This window comes from Microbacterium sp., assembly GCF_051953575.1.
GTDB lineage: Bacteria > Actinomycetota > Actinomycetes > Actinomycetales > Microbacteriaceae > Microbacterium.
Genome location: NZ_JBQCIP010000027.1, coordinates 1 through 16978 on the forward strand (window position 1 = coordinate 1; position 16978 = coordinate 16978).

A 16978-nucleotide genomic window follows, 5' to 3' on the forward strand; every position below is an offset into this window, starting at 1 on the left:
ATGCCCGGGGCGCACAGCCCCGGGCATCCACACGGCGCGGCATGACGCCCGCCCTGCTGCGAAGGAGCCGAAGATGGAAACCCTTCTCGTCATCCTGCAGGCCTGCGTCGTGCTCGGCGCCATCATGCTCGGCGTCCGCACGGGCGGACTCGGGCTGGGCCTCTGGGGCGTCGTCGGCACGACGATCCTGGTGTTCGTCTTCCGGCTCGAACCCGGCTCGCCGCCGATCGACGCCTTCTTCATCATCATCGCGGTCATCACCGCGTCCTCGGCCATGCAGGCGGCCGGTGGCATCGACTACCTGGTGTCGATCGCCTCGAAGATCATCCAGCGCAACCCCCGGCGCCTCACCTACGTCGCCCCGATCGTGGCCTTCGTGTTCACGGTGCTGTCGGGCACGTCCAACATCTTCTTCGCGCTCATCCCGGTGATCTACGAGACCGCGTACCGCAACGGCCAGCGGCCCGAGCGCGCACTGGCCGCCTCGACGGTCACCTCCGGCCTCGGGATCACCGCGAGCCCGGTGTCAGCCGCCATGGCCGCCTACCTCGTCCTGATGGCGGGCACCGGCTACGAGCTGCCGCAGATCCTCCTCATCACGATCCCGTCCGCGATCGTCGCGTGCATCGCGACCTCGTTCGTTCAGCAGCGCCTCGGCAAGGACCTGCTCGACGACCCTGAGTTCCTCAAGCGCGTCGCCGACGGCCGCGTCGAGCTGTCGCCGGCCCTGCGCGCGCGGTACGACGCGAAGATGGCGGCGACCGCCGACGGCGGAACATCGGATGCCGCAGGCCCACGCCGCACGAGGACCGCCGAGAAGGCGGCATCCGCTCCCATCGAGCACCCGGTGCCCCCGGGCGGCCAGACCGCCGCGCTCATCTTCATCGCCGGCACGCTGCTGGTCGTCGTGCTGGGCCTGTTCCCGAGCCTGCGGCCCGCCTTCCCCGACGCGGAAGGCGACCTCGTGCCGATCGGCATGGCCACCGTGATCGAGATGGTCATGTTCACCGCGGCCCTCGTGATCATCCTGGTGCGGCGGGTCAAGCCCAGCGAGGTGGTCGAGCAGCCCCTGCTGAAGGCGGGCTACGTCGCCGCCGTCGCCCTGTTCGGCATCGCGTGGATGGCCGACACGTTCATCTCGGCCAACGAAGAGACCATCATCGAGCCGCTCGGAAAGCTGATCGTCGCCAACCCGCTCCTGCTTGCCGTGGCGCTGTTCATCGTGGCGGGCCTCACCACGAGCCAGTCGGCGACGACCAACACGCTCGTGCCGATCGCGCTCGCCGCGGGCCTGGCGCCCGGGGTGATCACGGCGATGTGGCCGTCGCTCATCGGCGTGTGGCTGTTTCCGGCCAACGGGTCGCAGATCGCCTCCGTCGAGACGGATGCGACAGGCTCGACCAAGCTGACGCAGGTCCCGATATGGCACTCCTTCACGATCCCGATGCTGGTGTCGTGGGTCGCGGTCGTCGCGTCGGGCCTGCTGATCCAGCTCGTGGTGCCCTCCTGACCGACCCGGCCTCCTGACCGAACCGGCCTTCCTGACCGAACCGGCCTTCCTGACCGAGTCGGACCTCCCGGCGACGCAGTACCGACAGAGAAGAGGAATCATGTCCGATCGCTCATCCGACGTCGAAGAGCTCATGCCCGAGGTCCTGGACCGCCTTAGGGGTCTCGTGCGGATCCCGTCCGTCGCCTTCCCCGGCTTCGACCCCGACCCGGTCCATCGCATGGGCGAGGCCGTCGTCGAGCTGTTCGAAGCGGCCGGCGCGACCGAGGTCGCCCTGGTCGACGTGCCTGGCGGGTATCCGTGCGTGTACGCCGACCTTCCCGGTCCTGAGGGGTCGCCGACGGTGCTGCTGTACGCGCACTATGACGTGCAGCCGGCGCCCGCCAGCCAGGGATGGTCGATCCCCGACCCGTTCGAGCCGGTCACCGGCGAGGACGGACGCATCTACGGGCGCGGCGCCGCCGACGACAAGTCGGGGCTGGTGATCCACTACGGGACGCTCCGGCTTCTCGGTCCTGACCGCCCGTGCCGCATCAAGCTGCTGGTCGAGGGCGAGGAGGAGACGATCTCGCACCTCGAGGACTTCGTCGAGGCGAACCCCGAGAAGTTCGCGGCGGACGCCTTCGTGATCGCCGACATCGGCGGACAGGTCGTCGGCCGGCCGGGCCTGACGACGGCGCTCCGCGGTGACGTGGCCTGCACCGTCACGGTGCGCACACTGTCGTTCCCCGTGCACTCCGGGCTCTTCGGCGGCGCGGCGCCCGACGCGATGACCGCGATGATCCGCATCCTCGACACCCTCCACGACGAGGCGGGCGACACCGTCATCCCCGGCGTCGACACGTCGACGTGGGACGGCGCCGCGATGGAGGAGGGCGTGTACCGCGACGGCTCGGCGATCCTGCCGGGCGTCGACTATCTCGGGTCGGGGTCGCTGTCGGACCGGATCTGGGCGAAGCCGTCGGTGACGGTGCTCGGCATGGACCTGCCGAGCGTCGCCGAGGCGTCGAACGTGCTGCTGCCCCAGGTCACCGCGAAGCTGTCGATGCGGATCGTGCCGGGCTCGGACGCCGATGCGCAGCTGGAGGCGCTCATGGCGCACCTGCGGGCACAGCGCCCGTGGAACTGCGAGGTCGAGGTGACGAAGGTCAAGACCGGCCATGCGTTCGCCGTCGACGAGACGCATCCGGCGATCGTCGCCGCCAAGGACGCCCTCGCCGAGGCGTATGGCGCGCCGGTCGAGTCCATCGGCAGCGGCGCGTCGATCCCGCTCGTGGCATCGCTGCAGAAGATCGCGCCCGGCGCCGCCATCGTGCTGTGGGGCGCCGAAGACACCGCGAAGGCCCGCATCCACGCGTCGGACGAGTCGGTCGACCCCGCCGAGATCGCGCGCATGATCGCGGCGCAGGTCGCGTTCATCGAGAAGGTCGCTGCGACCGCGAAGGCGTGAGGCTCAGCCGCCGATCACGCTCTCGTGCCCGCCGGACGGGGCGGGATCGGGAAGGCGGCGCATCCGCAGGGCATTGAGGGCGCCGGCGCCGGCGGCGATGATCGGCACGAACAGCGCGACCTGAAGCGCGAACGGGCCGGCCTCGTCGTTGATGCGGACGATCTCGTCGGCGGTCGCCGGCGGCTCGTCGGCGAGCATCTCCTGCAGCCCGGTGTTCGACATGAGTTCGGCATCCTCTTCGAGCACCGCGTTGACCTGCGTCTTCTCGTCGTCCGTGAGCACGGTGCTCGACGCGGTGAGGCTCGCGAAGCTGCTGGCGAGCGCGGCCAGCAGGATCGCGCCAGCGAAGGCGAGGCCGAACGAGAGGCCGAACGAGCCGGCGGCCGAGTTGACGCCGGCGGCCTCGCTGACCCGTTCCTCGGCGATCGGCGACAGGGTGTAGTTGTTGAGCTGCGAGACCAGCATTCCCAGGCCCGATCCGACGACCACGAGGGGGAGTGCCAGGTACCACCCGCTGGTGGCGATCGGCACGAGCGGCACGAGGACGACGAGACCGATCAGCGCGAGCAGGAAGCCCCACAGGATGACCGTCGCGGGCCGCCGCTTGATGCCGCGGCCGGCCAGCAGTGCGATGACGAACATGCTGAGCGACAGCGGCGCGATCGAGAGGCCCGCGAGGAACGCGTCGTACTCCAGCACCATCTGGAGGTACAGCGGGAGGACGATCATCGTGCCGCCGAGGGTGATCTGCTGCAGCAGCTGACCCGCGGCGCCGGTGCGGAACGGCTTCGAGCTGAACAGCGACGGGTCCAGCAGCGTGGCCCTGCCCGCCCGCTTGCGGCGCACGAGCCAGAATCCCAGCCCGACGAGGGCGATGACGCCGAGTGCGATCGTGGCGCCGACGTACGCGGCTCCCTCCTGCCACAGCAGGATGCCGAGCACGATGCCGCCCATGCCGACGACCGAGAGCACCGAGCCGACGACGTCGACCGAGCGGTCGCCGCTGAAGGGCACGTCCTTCACGAGCCTGACGCCGATGAGCACGACCAGGATCACGAGCGCTTCGAGCGCGAAGCCGACGCGCCACGACAGGAAGGTCGTGATGGCGCCGCCGAGGAGCGGGCCGACGGCCGCGGCGATCGCGGCGGCCGCGCCGACCATGGCGTACACGCGGGTGCGGTGGGCGCCCTCGAAGTTGCCGTGGATGAGCGACTGCATCGACGGGAGCAGCAGGGATGCCCCGAGCCCGCCGATGATGGCCCAGAAGATGATGACTGCGGTGAGGCTCCCTGCGAAGGTCATCGCGATGGCGCCGACCATGTAGCCGATGAGGCCGAAGACGTAGGCGCGCTTGCGTCCGATCAGATCGCCGGTCTTGCCGCCGATCAGGATGAACGCGGCCGACACCAGCGCCTCGAGCGCGATGGCGCCCTGCACCCCGCTGGCGGTGGCATCCAGATCCCGCACGACGGCAGAGATCGAGACGTTCATCAGCGACGTGTCGACGACGAGGACGAACATCGCCATCGCCATGAGGATCGCGACGCGCGCGTTGAAGGGAGGTGCCTCTCGCCCGCTGCTCATGACGGAAGCGAACCATGCTCGCGGCCTGCTGGAATCACCCCCGCCGGGTGACGGCATTCGGTGAAGACTGACGCCATGAGCCGGATCTCGTCGGATGCCGCCCCGGATGCGGTCGCGCCCGAGCAGACTCCCCGCACCGAGCGGGAGTCGCTCTACCTGTCGCTCGGCGCGCAGGTCGTCGGCGCGGTCTACGGGTTCGTGCTCGCGCAGTTCACCGCGGCCCTGTCGCTCACGGGCGACGACCCGTTCGCGATGTGGGCGGCCGCCGGCGCGGCGGTGGTCGCCGCCGTGGCCGCGACCGCCGGGTACTGGCGTTCCCGGTCGCAGCCCGAGCAGCGATGGCGGCGCGACCTGCCGCCGTGGCTGTTCACGGTCAACACGATCTCGGTCGTCGTCGTCCACGCGGCGCTCGCGTTCGTCGCGACCTACGGCCTCTACCGGCTGCTGGCGCTGGGCTTCATCGGCCTGCCCATCATCACGTTCTGGGCGGTCGTGCTCATGGCCGTCACCCTCGGACTGTCGACCTACTTCGTGTACCTGTCGTCGTCGAGCATCACGACGCAGCGGCTGTCGACGCTGCTCATGGCGTTCATCTCGATCGGCACCCTCACCGCGACCATCACGACGCCCGATCCGCAGTGGTGGACGGTGCACTTCAGCCAGCTGGGCACCTTCGACGACCTGTCGAGCTGGATCTTCAACGGCACCCTCATCGCCGGCGGCCTGCTCGTCACGACGTTCGCCGTCCACATCTCCCGCGACCTCCAGGCGCTCACCGAGGCCGGCACGCTCGTCAACCATGGCGTCGCGCGGTTCGTCAGCACCGCGTTCGTGATCATGGGCATCATGCTCGCGTTCGTCGGCATCGTGCCCGTCGACGTCAACCTCCTCATCCACAACCTGTCGGCCTCGGGGATGGCGGTCGCCTACCTGGTGCTGCTGATCGCCGGCTACCGCGTGCTGCGGGGGATGCCGCGCGCCTACTTCGTCGCGGCGTCGGCGTTCCTGGCGGCCACGGCCGTGTCGATCGTGCTGTTCGCCGTCGGGTACTTCTCGCTCACCGCGTTCGAGATCATCGTCTTCGCGCTCATCTTCGGCTGGATCGCAGTGTTCATGCGATTCCTCGGCGTCGCCGGACGCCGGGACGCCCCCGACCCTGGAGGCACGGCATGACCGACCTGCCCGACCCACAGCCCGTCGCAGCACCCGTCGCCCCGTCGATCGAGGAGCCGCCCGTCCGCCGGCGGGGTCCTTTGAACGTGCAGGCGCTGTTCCAGCGGCCGCTGGTGTCGGGATTCCTTGCGACGATCGGGGTTCTCGGGGCGCTCCTGCTGGGCACCGCGGTCACGTCGATCGGCACGATCCTGCTGTACATCGTGCTCGCGATGTTCCTGGCGCTCGGCCTCGACCCGATCGTGCGGATGCTGGAGCGCCGCAAGTTGAAACGGCCGGTCGCGATCCTGATCGTCTTCGGGTGCTTCGCGGTGCTGTTCGTGCTGTTCCTCGTGTTCGTGCTGCCGCCGCTGCTGACGCAGATCGGCGAGTTCATCAAGGCGATCCCGGACGCCCTCGACAAGGTCGACCAGACGGCGTGGTACGCGGCCCTCCCGCCCGACATGCAGGCGGCCATCACGGGAGTGGCCCAGGGGCTCGCCGAATGGATCGCGAGTCCGCAGACGCACGCCGCGATCGGCGTGGGGATCGTCGCCGCGGGGGTCGGCTTCGTCGCGGCGATCTCCGCGAGCTTCATCGTCGTCGCGCTGACCCTCTACTTCCTCGCATCGCTGGATGCGACCAAGCAGGCGTTCTACCTGCTCGCCCCGGCGCACAACCGCCCGAAGCTGCAGGAGCTGACCGAGCGCATCACGGCATCGGTGGGCAGCGCGCTGCTCGGCTCGGTGACGCTGTCGGCGCTGAATGCGGGTGCGGTGTTCGTGCTGCACCTCGTCATCGGCCTGCCGTTCGCGGCCCTGATGGCGGTCATCGCGTTCGTCATCACGCTCATCCCGCTGTTCGGCTCGATCATCTTCCTCGTGATCGGCACGGCGGTCGCGCTGTTCTCCAGCCCGACGCAGGCGCTCATCTTCCTGATCTGCTACCTCATCTACATCCAGATCGAGTCCTACGTGCTGAGCCCGCGGATCATGAACCGCGCGGTGTCGATCCCTGCCGCGCTCGTGCTCATCGCCGCGATGGTCGGCGGTGCGCTGGGCGGCGTCGTCGGAGTGCTGGTGGCCCTGCCGGTGACGGCATCCATCCTCCTCATCATCCGCGAGATCGTCGTGCCGCGGCAGGACCTCAAGATCACCCCGTAGGGGTGAACGTTCCCTCGGTAGCGTCGGACACATGACCACCGCCACCGGAGGATCCACCGAAGCACCCTGGTTCGCCCAGGAGGCGGATGCCGTCGTCGCGAGCGTCGCCACCGACCGCGACGCCGGCCTGACCAGCGCAGAGGCCGAGCGAAGGCTCGCCGAGCACGGCCCGAACGCGATCGCGGCCGAGCCGGCGCCGTCGGTGTGGCAGGTGTCGCTCAGACAGCTCGCCGACCCGATGAACGTGATGCTCGTCGCCGTCGCGATCATCAGCCTGTTCATCAACCAGGTGAGTGTCGGCATCCTCGTCGGCGCCCTCGTGATCCTCAACGTGTTCCTCGGCACGCGGCAGGAGATGAAGGCGAAGGCGTCCGTCGACGCCCTCGCGAAGATGCAGATCCCGAAGGCGAAGGTGATCCGGGACGGGGTGCTGCTGCAGGTCGATGCGACCTCGCTCGTGCCCGGCGACATCATCACCCTCGAGGCCGGCGACATCGTGCCCGCCGACGGCAGGATCATCCGGTCGGCGACGCTCGAGACGCAGGAGGCCGCGCTCACCGGTGAGAGCGCCCCGATCGCGAAGGACGCCGCCGTCATCGCCGACCCCGAGACGACCCTCGGCGACCGGGCGAACATGGTGTTCCAGAACACGCAGGTGACCCGCGGCACGGCCACGGCCGTCGTGGTGGCGACGGGCATGGGCACGCAGATGGGGCAGATCGCCTCGATGCTGTCGGCCGTCAAGCCGTCGAAGTCGCCGCTCCAGCGCGAGCTGGACTCGCTGACCGGCGTCCTCGGCTGGATCGCGTGGGGCGCCGTCGCGGTCATCATCATCACCGGGCTCCTGCGCGGCCAGGAGATCACCTCGGTCATCCTCCTCGGCATCTCGATGGCGATCTCGGCGATCCCGACCGGCATGCCCTCGTTCGTGCAGGCGATGCTCTCGTACGGGTCGCGGCAGCTGGCCGAGCACAAAGCCGTCGTGAAGAACCTCACCGACGTCGAGACCCTCGGGGCGACGAGCGCCATCAACTCCGACAAGACCGGCACGCTCACGATGAACGAGATGACGGTGGAGTCGCTGTACTACGCCGGCGAGTGGTTCTCCGTCAGCGGCACCGGGTATGAGAAGACGGGTGAGATCCGCCACGCGGCGGGGCTGGCGGTCCCCGACTTCACCCAGCTCGCGCTCGCGCTCACCCTCTGCAGCGACGCGACCGTCTCGGACGACGGCGACGTCATCGGCGATCCGACCGAGGCCGCCCTCGTCGTGCTGGCCGCGAAGATGGGGGCGGATGCCGCCCTCACCCGCGTGCAGCACCCCCGGGCCGCGGAGGTGCCGTTCGACTCGGCGTACAAGTTCATGGCGACGTTCCACGAGCGCCCCGCCGCCGGCGGCGGGACGGAGCTCGTCGAGCTCGTCAAGGGCGGCCCGGACGTCGTGCTCGAGCGCTGCTCGTCGGTGCTCACCGTCGACGGCGCCGCCCCCATCGAAGAGAAGCGGCAGGCGATCCTCGACGCGAACCGCGAGCTGTCGGAGCGCGGGCTGCGCGTCCTCGCATTCGCCGTCCGGCGCTTCGCGCCCGGCACGCCGACGCCCGCCGACCCGATGGCAGAGGTGAAGGACCTGAGCCTCGCGGGGCTCGTCGGCATCATCGACCCGCTGCGACCGTCGTCGAAGGAGGCGGTGCGGATCGCCCGCGAGGCGGGCATCGAGGTCCGCATGATCACGGGCGACCACGCCATCACCGCCGCGGCGATCGGCGCGCAGCTCGGGCTCGGCGACGGGGCGGCCAGCGGCGCCGAGATCCAGGCGATGTCGGACGAGGAGCTCAAGGCGAAGCTCCCGCACCTGCACGTGTTCGGCCGCGTCACCCCCGAAGACAAGCTGCGCCTCGCGCGTCTCATGCAGGAGGACGGCGCGGTCGTCGCCATGACGGGCGACGCCGTCAACGACGCGGCGGCGCTCAAGCAGGCCGACATCGGCGTCGCGATGGGCTCCGGCAGCGACGTCACCAAGCAGGCCGGCAAGATGATCCTCGTCGACGACAACTTCGGCACCCTCGTCACCGCCGTGCGGCTCGGCCGGGCGATCTACGACAAGATCGTCAGCTACGTGCGGTTCCAGATGTCGCAGCTGTTCTCGCTCGTGCTGCTGTTCCTCGTCGCGAGCCTCTTCGACATCAACGACGGCGTGCCGCTGACGCCGATCATGGTGCTGTTCCTGAACTTCTTCATCGCGATCTTCCCGGTCATCGTGATCCTGCTGGACCCGGCGCCCGAGGGCATCATGCAGAAGCCGCCGCGCGACCCGAAGAAGACGATCGCGAACGGCGGCGCCGTCGTGCTGTGGTTCGTCTACGGCGGCCTCATCTTCATCACGACCCTCATCCCGTTGCTGCTCTACCCCGACCAGCTCAGCTCCACCGCCCCGAACGCACCCGTCACCATGGCCTTCGTGGTCGCCGCGCTCGGTTCGATCTTCGGCGGCCTGGTGATGCGCCGCGACCCCGAGTCGGGCCTCACGGCGCCGATCCTGGTTGCGGTCAAGTGGCTGGCGATCCCGCTGGCGCTGACCGTCGCGGCGGTCGAGATCGGCTTCCTCCAGCGGCTCGTGGGCACGACATCGCTGACCGGGAACGAGTGGCTCATCTGCCTGGGTCTGTCGCTGCTGGTGCCTCTGTTCATCGAGCTCGAGAAGCTGCTGCGGCGCTCGCGGCACCGGCGTCAGGCTGATGCCTCGTGAGCGAGGAGGATCTCGGCGACGAGACGGGAACGTCGCCGTCGCTGCTGCCGATCCTGATGACGGAGGAGGCCATCTACGGCCTGATCCTGGTCTCGGGCATGATCGTCGTCGCCGGCAGAGGGGCCTCGCTCGAGGTGCTTCTGACGGTCGTCGTCACGGTGCTCGTGTTCTATGCGGCTCACGTGTACGCCGGCGCCGTGGCGCGCCTCGCCGAGTCTCGCGGCAAGGCATCGCCCGCCGGGAGTCTGGCATTCGCGGCTCGGGAGTCCTCGGGGCTTCTTGTAGCGAGCGTCGTGCCGGTCGTCATCCTGTTTCTGGGCACCTCTCACGTCATTCCCGACGTGGTCGCCAACTGGGCGGCGCTCATCGTCAACACGATCCTGCTGGCGGTGCTCGGGTGGATCGCCGTCGGGCGCTGGCGGCCGAGGTTCACTGCCCGACTGCTCGGCGCTCTCATCGCGGCGTCGTTCGGCGTGATCCTCATCCTGCTGAAGGCGTTCGTGACCCACTGACCCCGCCGCACGGCGACGGATCGGTGAATCGTCCGTGAGTCTCTCCAGCGGTCCCGGCATCCCCAATAGGGTCCGAGGTGGGGGCTCCGGGTGCCCTCGACACGTCAACGAAGGAGAGCCCTGTGCCTCGCGATTTCCAGGGGAAGATCGAACTCGACATCCGCGACTCGACGCCTGACTGGGGCGCCTACGAGCTGACGAAGGCGCCGAAGGATGCGCCGAACGTCCTCGTCGTCCTCTACGACGACACCGGCCTTGCGGCGTGGGAGCCGTACGGCGGGCGGATCAAGATGCCGACCCTTCAGCGCCTTGCCGACAACGGTCTGACGTACTCGCAGTGGCACACGACATCGCTCTGCTCGCCCACGCGGTCCACCTTCCTCACCGGTCGCACGCATCACCAGAACGGTTTCGCGACGATCTCCGAGTCGGCGGTCGGCTTCCCGGGCTACAGCGGGCACATCCCGAAGTCGAACGCGTCGATCGCACGCATCCTCCGCGACGCGGGGTGGTCGACCTACTGGGTGGGCAAGAACCACAACGTGCCGGTCAACGCCCTCTCCAGCGGCTCGGATCGGAGCGAGTGGCCGCTCGGTCAGGGGTTCGACCGGTTCTACGGGTTCATCGGCGGCGAGACGAACCAGTGGTATCCCGACCTCGCCGTCGACAACCACTACATCGATCAGCCCTACATGCCCGAGGACGGCTACCACCTGTCGAAGGACCTCGCCGACCAGGCGATCCGGATGCTGCGCGACACCAAGCAGTCAAACCCCGACAAGCCCTGGTACCTGTGGTTCTGCCCCGGCGCGAACCACGCCCCCCATCACGCGCCCCAGGAGTACATCGACAAGTACAAGGGTGTCTTCGACGACGGCTATGAGGCCTATCGCGAGTGGGTGCTGCCGCGCATGATCGAGCGCGGCATCCTGCCCGAGGGCACCGAACTCACCGAGATCAACCCGATGACGGAGGGGACGTTCTCGCCCGGCGACGCGGTGCGACCCTGGGCCGAGCTGAGCGACGAAGAGAAGAGGCTGTTCAGCCGCATGGCCGAGGTCTTCGCGGGGTACAGCGAGTACACCGACGCCCAGGTCGGCCGCGTCATCGACCATCTCGAGAAGTCGGGACAGCTCGAGAACACCCTCATCATCTACGCGGCCGACAACGGCGCCTCGGGTGAGGGAAGCCCCAGCGGCTCGGTCAACGAGAACCTCTTCTTCAACGGCTACCCCGACGACGTCGCGCACAACCTCGAGATGATCGACGAGCTCGGCGGCCCCGAGGCCTACAACCACTATCCGACCGGGTGGGCCGTGGCCTTCTCGACGCCGTTCCGCATGTTCAAGCGGTACTCGTATGCGGGTGGCTCGGCCGATCCGCTGATCATCCACTGGCCGGCCGGCATCGCCGCGAAGGGCGAGGTGCGCGATCAGTACCACCACTGCACCGACATCGTGCCGACGATCCTCGAGGCCTGCCGCGTCACGGCGCCTTCCGTCGTGGACGGCGTCGAGCAGACACCGATGCCGGGTGTCTCCATGAATTACACCTTCGACAGCGGCGATGCGCCGACGAAGAAGGAGACCCAGTACTACGAACTCGCCGGCACCCGAGGTATCTGGCACAAGGGGTGGAAGGCCGTCGCCGAACACGGGCCGATTCCCATCGGCCTCGGGAACTTCGACAAGGACCGCTGGCAGCTGTTCCACGTCGACGAGGACCGCTCAGAGGCGCACGACCTCGCCGCCGAGCATCCTGAGAAGCTCGAGGAGCTCACCGCGCTCTGGCTCGAAGAGGCGCACAAGTACGGTGTGCTCCCGCTGAACGACCTCAGCGTCCCCGAGCTCGTGAAGCTCGAGTACCACCTGCCCGTGCCCGTCGACGGCCGCTACATCTACTACCCCGGCACGACCGAGGTGCAGGAGCAGCTCGCCGCGCGTACGCAGCAGGTGTCGTTCAAGATCCTCGCCGACGTCGACTTCACCTCCGATACGGAGGGTGTCATCGTCGCGCAGGGGTCGCGTTTCGGCGGCTACAGCCTGTACGTGAAGGACGGCGAGCTGTCGTTCGTGTACAACTTCCTCGGCATCCCACCCGAGCAGCGCGTCACCACCGGCGCGCCCTCCGAGGGCCGCCACGTCGTCGGGGTCGGGTTCGAGAAGAAGGGCCATGGCGGGCATGGCGAGGCCCTCGGCACGTTGACGCTCTACGTGGACGACCAGGCCGCGGATTCCGCCGACATCCGCACGCAGCTCGGCCGCTACGCCCTGACCGGCGAAGGTCTGAGCGTCGGATACGACTCCGGCGACACCGTGACGACCGCCTATCCCAACCGGTTCGCCTTCACCGGCGGCGAGATCCACGAGGTGGTCTACGACGTCGCAGACGATTACTACATCGATATCGAGAGGGAGTTCGCCGCGAAGCTCGCGAGCGACTGACACAGGCAGACGAGGGGGTGGATGCCGCGGCATCCACCCCCTCGCGCTGTCTCCGCGGCCTCAGACCGAGGCTGCGGCGAGTCCCTCCGGGACGGTCGCGTGGACGCGGCCGTCCCGTTCGAGGCTCTCGAACCACGGGGTCTTGCGGGCGATGGCGGTGGCCTTCTCGGGAAGGCGCGCCAGATGCAGCACGATGCCGAGCTGGGCCAGCTCCCGGTCGAGGCTCTCCAGCGCGTCGAGGATCGTGACGGTGACGATGTCGAGCCGCTCGACGTCGAGCACGCGTGCGTCGACCGGCGGAGTCTGACTCGTCGCGAGGGCGATGATCGCACGGGCGTTCTCGGCGGCATTGGCCGTGTACAGTCCGCGGCCGAGGTGCACGGCGACGACATCGCCCTCACGGCCCGTGATGTCGAGCCGGGGGATGTTCACCTCGCGCAGGACGAGGACGAGGGTCATGACGACGCCGATGGCGACGGCCGGGAGGAGCCCCGCCGAGAGGCCGATGAGCGCCACGACCAGCGCGATCCAGAAGTCGATCCTGCTGATGCGCGCCCACCGCACGAGCTCGGAGATGTTGATGAGACCGACGACGGCCACGAACACCATGGCGGCGAGCGTCGCCTGCGGGAGCAGGCTCAGCACCGGCCCCAGGAACAGCGCGACGAGGATCGCGAGCACGACCGTGACCATCGTCGAGACCTGCGTCTTCGCGCCCGCGTTCTGGTTGACGGCGCTCTGCGAGAAGCCAGCGGCCGCGGGCATCGTCGTGAAGAAAGCGCCGACGGCATTGGCCGCACCGGTGGCGAACAGCTCCTGATTGCTGTCGACCTGAGGCTCGGTCGTCTTGCGGATGCCGCGGGCCACGGCTGCGGACTCGAGGAACGCCATGACGGCGATCGCCAGCGCGCCCGGGACCAGCTCGGGGAGGTGCGTGAAGTCGGGCAGCGACGGCGTGGGGAAGCCCGACGGCACCGGGTCGATGAGGGCCACACCGGCGGCGGTCAGGCCAGTGAAGGCGCTGAGCAGGATGCCGCCGACGACGACGATGAGCGCGCCCGGAACGCGCGGCGCGAACCGCTGCAGCAGCACCAGCACCAGGATCGAGCCCACCGACAGTGCGACGGTGGGCCAGTTGACGCTGTCGAACGCCTTGCCCGCCGCCACGAGCGAGTGGATGAACCCCTCGCCCGACACGTTGCCGGTCTCGCCGAGGAGCTTGGGCAGCTGCCCGACGGCCACCGTCGCACCGACGCCGATCTTGAGGCCGAGCACGGTCGCGCCGCTGATGTTCTCGACCAGCGAGCCGAGCCGGAGCAGCCAGGCGATCAGCAGGATCCCGCCCACCAGCAGCGTCAGTGTCATGAGCGAGCCCAGCGCCGCGTCGGGGTCGTCGGCGGAGGCCGCGACGCCCGCCGACACCATCGTCGTCGCCGTCAGCGTGGCGATCGTCGACGTGGTCGACACGCTCATGGCGCGGCTGCCACCCAGCAGGGCGTACACGAGCATCGGGAGGATGCAGGTGTACAGACCGACCTGCACCGGCAGATTCGCGATGGTCGCGTACGCCATCGCCTGTGGCACCACCACGGCGCCCGCCGAGAGGCCGCCCACGACGTCGGCCCCCAGCCACTCGCGGCGGTAGCCGGTGAGAGAGGGCAGCAGCCAGCGCGGACGTCGGGAGGCGGGCGCGGGCGAGGTCACCCTCGCGAATCCACCGGGATCGGCGTGTGATGCGGCACACTGCTCACGTGGACTCCGGTTTCTTCGCCAATCTCGGCTGGACGCTCAGCGCTCTCGTGGTGCTCGCCATCAACATCACCGCGCTCATCGTGATCCCCAAGGGCCGCAAGCCCACGGCGGCGATGTCGTGGCTGCTGCTCATCTTCCTGCTGCCGATCGTGGGCATCGTGCTGTTCCTGCTGATCGGCAACGTCAAGCTGCCGAAGAAGCGGCGCGCCGAGCAGGCCCGCATCGACCGCATCCTCCGAGAGCGGGTCGCGGCCGCCGCCGCCCAGAAGGCCGACACGTCGTCGTGGCCGACGTGGTTCACCCGCGTGACCGTGCAGAACGAGACGCTCACGAGCCTGCCCCCTGTCGGCGGCAACCGGGCCGAGCTGATCGACGACTACGAGGCATCCATCATCGCCATGGCGGCGGCGATCGACACCGCAGAGAAGTTCGTGCACGTCGAGTTCTACATCGTGTCGTGGGACAAGACGACCGAGGTCTTCTTCACCGCCATGGAGAACGCCGTCAAGCGCGGCGTCACCGTCCGCCTGCTCGCCGACTACATCGCCTCGCGCAAGGTCGCCGATCAGGAGAAGACCTTCGCCGAGCTCGACCGCATCGGCGTGATCTGGTCGTGGATGCTGCCCGTGCAGCCGTTCCAGGGCAAGTACCAGCGGCCCGACCTGCGCAACCACCGCAAGATCGTGGTGGTCGACGGCCGCACGGCGTTCGTCGGATCGCAGAACCTCATCGACCGCACCTACAACTCGCCCAAGAACATCAAGCGCGGCCTCAAGTGGCAGGAGCTCGTGTCGCGCGTCGACGGCCCCGCGGTCGCCGAGATCGACGCGGTCTTCCTGTCGGACTGGCTCATCGAGACCGGTGTGCAGCTCGACGACGAGCATGTCGCCGCGGCCGAGGTGCCGGCATCCGGTGATCTGGTCTGCCAGCTGGTGCCGAGCGGGCCCGGCTACGAGACCGAGAACAACCTGCGCCTGTTCCTGTCGCTCATCCACGGGGCGACCGAGCGCGTCATCATCACGAGCCCGTACTTCGTTCCCGACGAGGCGATGGTCTACGCGATCACCACCGCCTGCGAGCGCGGACTCGAGGTGCAGCTGTTCGTCTCCGAGATCGGCGACCAGGGCATGGTCTACCACGCGCAGCGCTCGTACTACGACGCGCTGCTGGAGGCCGGCGTGCGCATCTTCATGTATCCCGCGCCGTTCATCCTGCACTCGAAGCACTTCTCCATCGACGACGACATCGCCGTCATCGGGTCGAGCAACATGGACATCCGCTCCTTCAGCCTCAACATGGAGGTCTCGATGATGGTGCTCGGCGAGTCGTTCGTCGCCCAGATGCGCGAGGTCGAGCAGGCGTACCGCGACGCCGGCCGCGAGCTCACGCTCGAGGAGTGGCGCCGCGAGCCCGCGAAGGCGACGTTCCTCGACGGCGTCGCCCGCCTCACGTCCGCGCTGAACTGACGCGGGCCGCGCGAGACCGGGCATCTGCCTGCTGAAGCGGGGGATCGTCGCTCGAGCGGAGGCGTCGTCAGGGGTCTCGGCGGGAATCTCTTGAATTCGGCGTGAACAGGCCGAATCAGCCGATCCGGGTGATTTCTTCGAGCCACGGTGGGGAGTAGTGTCGCGAGCAGGAACGGCGCGCCGCGCTGTTCCTCTCGTCACCGCGACGGGCCCGGGGCCCGTCCGACAGATTGGCAATCGCATATGGGTTTCTGGGACCTGCTCGCCTGGATCTTCTGGGTCTTCGTCTTCGTCGCTTACCTGATGGTCGTCTTCTCGATCATCGGCGACCTGTTCCGCGACGAGAAGCTGAACGGCTGGCTCAAGGCGGTCTGGATCCTGTTCCTCATCTTCGTGCCGTTCCTGACGGCGCTCGTCTACCTCATCGCCCGCGGCAAGGGCATGCAGGAGCGCTCGCTCGCCCAGGCGAAGGCGCTGCAGGCCGCGCAGCAGGACTACATCCGTCAGGCGGCGGGCACCACGGCCAGCCCCGCCGACGAGGTCGCCAAGGCAAAGGCCCTGCTGGACGCCGGCACCATCACCCAGGCCGAGTTCGACTCACTGAAGGCAAAGGCGCTCTCGGCCTGAGAGCGATCCGCGAAACGGAGAAGACATGACTGACTTCGACTACGGCCCCATCGAGTTCTACGCGATCGGGTTCGAGGGCGACCGCCCGGGTCCCGCCGTGCTCCAGGCCATCGACGACCTGGTCGCCGCGGGCACCGTGAACCTCCTCGACCTCGTCTTCGTGCGACGCTCGCCCGAGGGCGAGCTGGAGATCCTCGAGCTGTCCGACACCGTCGAGAGCGACGTGCCGTCGCTCGACCTCGAGGGTCTCGCCGGCGAGGAGGACATCCTCGCCCTGGCTGCGGGCCTGGAGCCGGGCACGTCGGCGGCGATCCTCGTCATCGAGCTGCTCTGGGCGAAGGCCTTCGCATCCGCGCTGTACGACGCCGGCGGTGCCGTCATCGCGCGCGAGGGCGTCCCCGCACCGATCGTCAACGCGTTCCTCGCTGAGAACGCCGACTGAAGGAGGAAGACATGCCACTCGGAAGAATGGGCCGTCCCGGCCTGATCGGTATGGCTGCACGCACCGCCGTCGTCGCCGGAACCGCCACCGCGGTCTCGGGCGCCGTCGCCGGCCACCAGCAGCGCAGGGC

The 16978-nt window shown here is 68.7% G+C and carries 12 protein-coding genes and 1 pseudogene; 11 read left to right on the plus strand and 2 right to left on the minus strand.

The annotated features are described in order from the left end of the window. Positions 1–73: 73 nt before the first annotated feature. Entirely contained in the window at positions 74–1510 is a 1437-nt protein-coding gene (locus ACTHNQ_RS02065; RefSeq protein ID WP_440330778.1) for an anaerobic C4-dicarboxylate transporter, read from the plus strand. Positions 1511–1610: 100 nt separating this feature from the next. Beyond that, entirely contained in the window at positions 1611–2960 is a 1350-nt protein-coding gene (locus ACTHNQ_RS02070) for a M20/M25/M40 family metallo-hydrolase (protein WP_018173446.1), read from the plus strand. 3 nt (positions 2961–2963) lie between these two features. On the opposite strand, the gene ACTHNQ_RS02075 is transcribed toward ACTHNQ_RS02070, so the two are convergent. Continuing rightward, positions 2964–4544 (minus strand): MFS transporter, encoded by a 1581-nt coding sequence (locus ACTHNQ_RS02075; protein WP_440330779.1) that lies wholly within the window; start codon positions 4542–4544, stop codon positions 2964–2966. A gap of 75 nt (positions 4545–4619) precedes the next feature. Between ACTHNQ_RS02075 and ACTHNQ_RS02080 the strand changes: the two genes are divergently transcribed. The 5 genes from ACTHNQ_RS02080 (at position 4620) to ACTHNQ_RS02100 (ending at position 12561) form a co-directional block, all read left to right on the plus strand. Next, positions 4620–5717 carry a hypothetical protein gene (locus ACTHNQ_RS02080; RefSeq protein ID WP_440330780.1) on the plus strand — a complete coding sequence of 366 codons (1098 nt, stop codon included), beginning with the start codon at positions 4620–4622 and terminating at the stop codon, positions 5715–5717. Beyond that, on the plus strand, positions 5714–6859 hold the full coding sequence (locus tag ACTHNQ_RS02085; RefSeq protein ID WP_440330781.1) for an AI-2E family transporter: 1146 nt from the start codon (positions 5714–5716) through the stop codon (positions 6857–6859). Before ACTHNQ_RS02080 ends, ACTHNQ_RS02085 begins: the two co-directional genes overlap by 4 nt. Before the next feature lie 31 nt (positions 6860–6890). After that, on the plus strand, positions 6891–9605 hold the full coding sequence (locus tag ACTHNQ_RS02090; protein WP_440330782.1) for a cation-translocating P-type ATPase: 2715 nt from the start codon (positions 6891–6893) through the stop codon (positions 9603–9605). After that, the gene (locus ACTHNQ_RS02095) at positions 9602–10117 is read left to right on the plus strand and encodes a hypothetical protein (RefSeq protein ID WP_440330783.1); all 516 of its coding nucleotides are present in this window, start codon (positions 9602–9604) and stop codon (positions 10115–10117) included. The genes ACTHNQ_RS02090 and ACTHNQ_RS02095 overlap by 4 nt, the downstream gene beginning before the upstream one ends. A gap of 122 nt (positions 10118–10239) precedes the next feature. Beyond that, positions 10240–12561 (plus strand): arylsulfatase, encoded by a 2322-nt coding sequence (locus ACTHNQ_RS02100; RefSeq protein ID WP_440330784.1) that lies wholly within the window; start codon positions 10240–10242, stop codon positions 12559–12561. Between the two features lie 60 nt (positions 12562–12621). On the opposite strand, the gene ACTHNQ_RS02105 is transcribed toward ACTHNQ_RS02100, so the two are convergent. Next, the gene (locus ACTHNQ_RS02105; RefSeq protein WP_440330785.1) at positions 12622–14265 is read right to left on the minus strand and encodes a SulP family inorganic anion transporter; all 1644 of its coding nucleotides are present in this window, start codon (positions 14263–14265) and stop codon (positions 12622–12624) included. A 47-nt stretch (positions 14266–14312) separates the two neighbouring features. Here ACTHNQ_RS02105 and cls point away from each other — a divergent pair, with 47 nt between their 5' ends. The 4 genes and pseudogenes from cls to ACTHNQ_RS02125 all read left to right on the plus strand — a co-directional run. Beyond that, positions 14313–15779 carry a cardiolipin synthase gene (gene cls, locus ACTHNQ_RS02110; RefSeq protein WP_440330786.1) on the plus strand — a complete coding sequence of 489 codons (1467 nt, stop codon included), beginning with the start codon at positions 14313–14315 and terminating at the stop codon, positions 15777–15779. A 243-nt stretch (positions 15780–16022) separates the two neighbouring features. Continuing rightward, positions 16023–16406, plus strand: a complete 384-nt coding sequence (locus ACTHNQ_RS02115) for an SHOCT domain-containing protein (RefSeq protein WP_440330787.1) — start codon at positions 16023–16025, stop codon at positions 16404–16406. A 25-nt stretch (positions 16407–16431) separates the two neighbouring features. After that, on the plus strand, positions 16432–16848 hold the full coding sequence (locus ACTHNQ_RS02120) for a DUF6325 family protein (protein WP_018173433.1): 417 nt from the start codon (positions 16432–16434) through the stop codon (positions 16846–16848). Between the two features lie 26 nt (positions 16849–16874). Continuing rightward, positions 16875–16978, plus strand: a pseudogene (locus tag ACTHNQ_RS02125) (SHOCT domain-containing protein); the annotation flags it as partial.

Excerpts from the sequence above, each read along its gene's own strand:
- ACTHNQ_RS02065 (WP_440330778.1), top strand. The coding sequence starts at position 74 with ATGGAAACCCTTCTCGTCATCCTGCAGGCCTGCGTCGTGCTCGGCGCC.
- ACTHNQ_RS02070 (WP_018173446.1), top strand. The coding sequence starts at position 1,611 with ATGTCCGATCGCTCATCCGACGTCGAAGAGCTCATGCCCGAGGTCCTG.
- ACTHNQ_RS02075 (WP_440330779.1), bottom strand. The coding sequence starts at position 4,544 with ATGAGCAGCGGGCGAGAGGCACCTCCCTTCAACGCGCGCGTCGCGATC.
- ACTHNQ_RS02080 (WP_440330780.1), top strand. The coding sequence starts at position 4,620 with ATGAGCCGGATCTCGTCGGATGCCGCCCCGGATGCGGTCGCGCCCGAG.
- ACTHNQ_RS02085 (WP_440330781.1), top strand. The coding sequence starts at position 5,714 with ATGACCGACCTGCCCGACCCACAGCCCGTCGCAGCACCCGTCGCCCCG.
- ACTHNQ_RS02090 (WP_440330782.1), top strand. The coding sequence starts at position 6,891 with ATGACCACCGCCACCGGAGGATCCACCGAAGCACCCTGGTTCGCCCAG.
- ACTHNQ_RS02115 (WP_440330787.1), top strand. The coding sequence starts at position 16,023 with ATGGGTTTCTGGGACCTGCTCGCCTGGATCTTCTGGGTCTTCGTCTTC.
- ACTHNQ_RS02120 (WP_018173433.1), top strand. The coding sequence starts at position 16,432 with ATGACTGACTTCGACTACGGCCCCATCGAGTTCTACGCGATCGGGTTC.